The sequence below is a fragment of the Paenibacillus sp. BC26 genome (genome assembly GCF_900116125.1).
GTDB classification, from domain to species: domain Bacteria; phylum Bacillota; class Bacilli; order Paenibacillales; family Paenibacillaceae; genus Paenibacillus_Z; species Paenibacillus_Z lignilyticus.
This window is the reverse complement of record NZ_FPAD01000012.1, coordinates 1-3,023: the sequence shown is the minus strand read 5'-3', so window position 1 is coordinate 3,023 and position 3,023 is coordinate 1. Positions and strand designations below refer to the sequence as shown.

The following is a 3,023-nucleotide window of genomic DNA, read 5'->3' as shown; positions in this document are numbered from 1 at the left end:
TTGCACCTTGAAAACTGGATATGAAATTTGCGATAGATCTCTTAGCTGAGATTAACGAAGAAAGCTGAAACTTGTTTCAGCATAGGTTAAGCTACTAAGAGCGCACGGAGGATGCCTAGGCGCTAGGAGCCGAAGAAGGACGTGGCGAACGACGAAATGCCTCGGGGAGCCGTAAGCAGGCTTTGATCCGGGGATGTCCGAATGGGGAAACCCGGCTGGAGTAATGTCCAGTCACTCATAACTGAATACATAGGTTATGAAGAGGCAGACCAGGGGAACTGAAACATCTAAGTACCCTGAGGAAGAGAAAACAATAGTGATTCCGTCAGTAGCGGCGAGCGAACGCGGATTAGCCCAAACCAAGGAGCTTGCTCCTTGGGGTTGTAGGGCGTCTCACACGGAGTTACAAAGGTGTTGGGTAGACGAAGAGGTCTGGAAAGGCCCGCTATAAGAGGTAAAAGCCCTGTAGTCCAAAGTCAGCACTCTCCGAGACGTACCCTGAGTACCGCGAGACACGTGAAACCTCGTGGGAATCCGGCAGGACCATCTGCCAAGGCTAAATACTCCCTAGCGACCGATAGTGAAGCAGTACCGTGAGGGAAAGGTGAAAAGCACCGCGGAAGCGGAGTGAAAAAGAACCTGAAACCGTGCGCTTACAAAAAGTCAGAGCCCTCTATATGGGTGATGGCGTGCCTTTTGTAGAATGAACCGGCGAGTTACGTTCCCATGCAAGGTTAAGGTGAAGAGCCGGAGCCGCAGCGAAAGCGAGTCTGAATAGGGCGACATAGTATGTGGACGTAGACCCGAAACCGTGTGATCTACCCCTGTCCAGGGTGAAGGTGCGGTAACACGCACTGGAGGCCCGAACCCACGAATGTTGAAAAATTCGGGGATGAGGTGGGGGTAGCGGAGAAATTCCAATCGAACTCGGAGATAGCTGGTTCTCCCCGAAATAGCTTTAGGGCTAGCCTCGGAGTAAAGAGTCGTGGAGGTAGAGCACTGATTGGGTGCGGGGCCCGCCAAGGGTTACCAAGTCCAGTCAAACTCCGAATGCCATGTACTTATATCCGGGAGTCAGACAGTGAGTGCTAAGATCCATTGTCAAGAGGGAAACAGCCCAGACCATCAGCTAAGGTCCCCAAGTGTGTGTTAAGTGGGAAAGGATGTGGAGTTGCAAAGACAACCAGGATGTTGGCTTAGAAGCAGCCACCATTTAAAGAGTGCGTAATAGCTCACTGGTCGAGTGACTCTGCGCCGAAAATGTAACGGGGCTAAACACACCACCGAAGCTATGGATTGATACCTTTGGTATCAGTGGTAGGGGAGCGTTGAATATACGTAGAAGTCAGACCGTAAGGACTGGTGGAGCGTATTCAAGTGAGAATGCCGGTATGAGTAACGAAAAGACAAGTGAGAATCTTGTCCGCCGAAAGACTAAGGATTCCTGAGGAAGGCTCGTCCGCTCAGGGTAAGTCGGGACCTAAGGCGAGGCCGAAAGGCGTAGTCGAAGGACAACAGGTTGATATTCCTGTACCACCGTAAGCCGTTATGAGCAATGGGGTGACGCAGAAGGATAGTGACGCGAGCTGATGGAATAGCTCGTCCAAGCAGTGAGGCTTGTGTGTAGGCAAATCCGCACACTCTAAGGCCAGGCTGTGATGGGGAGGGAAAATTACAGTACCGAAGGTCATGTGTTCCCGCTGCCAAGAAAAGCCTCTAGCCAGGTGATGGTGCCCGTACCGCAAACCGACACAGGTAGTCGAGCAGAGTATGCTAAGGCGCTCGGAAGAACTCTCGTTAAGGAACTCGGCAAAATGACCCCGTAACTTCGGGAGAAGGGGTGCCTCGGTAGGGTGAATAGCCCGAGGGGGCCGCAGTGAAAAGGCCCAAGCGACTGTTTAGCAAAAACACAGGTCTGTGCGAAGCCGTAAGGCGAAGTATACGGGCTGACGCCTGCCCGGTGCTGGAAGGTTAAGAGGAGTGGTTAGCCGCAAGGCGAAGCTATGAATTGAAGCCCCAGTAAACGGCGGCCGTAACTATAACGGTCCTAAGGTAGCGAAATTCCTTGTCAGGTAAATTCTGACCCGCACGAATGGCGTAACGACTTGGGCGCTGTCTCAACGAGAGATCCGGTGAAATTTTAATACCTGTGAAGATGCAGGTTACCCGCGACAAGACGGAAAGACCCCATGGAGCTTTACTGCAGCTTGATATTGAACTTTGGTACGATCTGTACAGGATAGGTGGGAGCCTTGGAAGCCGGAGCGCCAGCTTCGGTGGAGGCAACGTTGGGATACCACCCTGATCGTATCGGAGTTCTAACCTGGTACCGTAATCCGGTACAGGGACCGTGTCAGGTGGGCAGTTTGACTGGGGCGGTCGCCTCCTAAAATGTAACGGAGGCGCCCAAAGGTTCCCTCAGAATGGTTGGAAATCATTCGTAGCGTGTAAAGGCATAAGGGAGCTTGACTGCGAGACCTACAAGTCGAGCAGGGACGAAAGTCGGGCTTAGTGATCCGGTGGTACCGAATGGAAGGGCCATCGCTCAACGGATAAAAGCTACCCTGGGGATAACAGGCTTATCTCCCCCAAGAGTCCACATCGACGGGGAGGTTTGGCACCTCGATGTCGGCTCATCGCATCCTGGGGCTGAAGTAGGTCCCAAGGGTTGGGCTGTTCGCCCATTAAAGCGGTACGCGAGCTGGGTTCAGAACGTCGTGAGACAGTTCGGTCCCTATCTGTCGTGGGCGTAGGAAATTTGAGAGGAGCTGTCCTTAGTACGAGAGGACCGGGATGGACGCACCGCTGGTGTACCAGTTGTTCCGCCAGGAGCACCGCTGGGTAGCCAAGTGCGGACGGGATAAGCGCTGAAAGCATCTAAGCGTGAAGCCCCCCTCAAGATGAGATTTCCCAGTATGTAAGACCCCTGAAAGACGATCAGGTTGATAGGTTCGAGGTGGAAGTGCAGCAATGCATGCAGCTGACGAATACTAATCGGTCGAGGGCTTATCCTACGAACATTC

General features: G+C 53.0%; 1 rRNA gene. It reads left to right on the top strand.

Annotated elements, in window-relative coordinates:
• The first annotated feature begins 84 nt into the window (after nt 1-84).
• Nucleotides 85-3,014: ribosomal RNA gene (locus tag BM412_RS31715) — 23S ribosomal RNA — on the top strand.
• Nucleotides 3,015-3,023 lie beyond the last annotated feature (9 nt).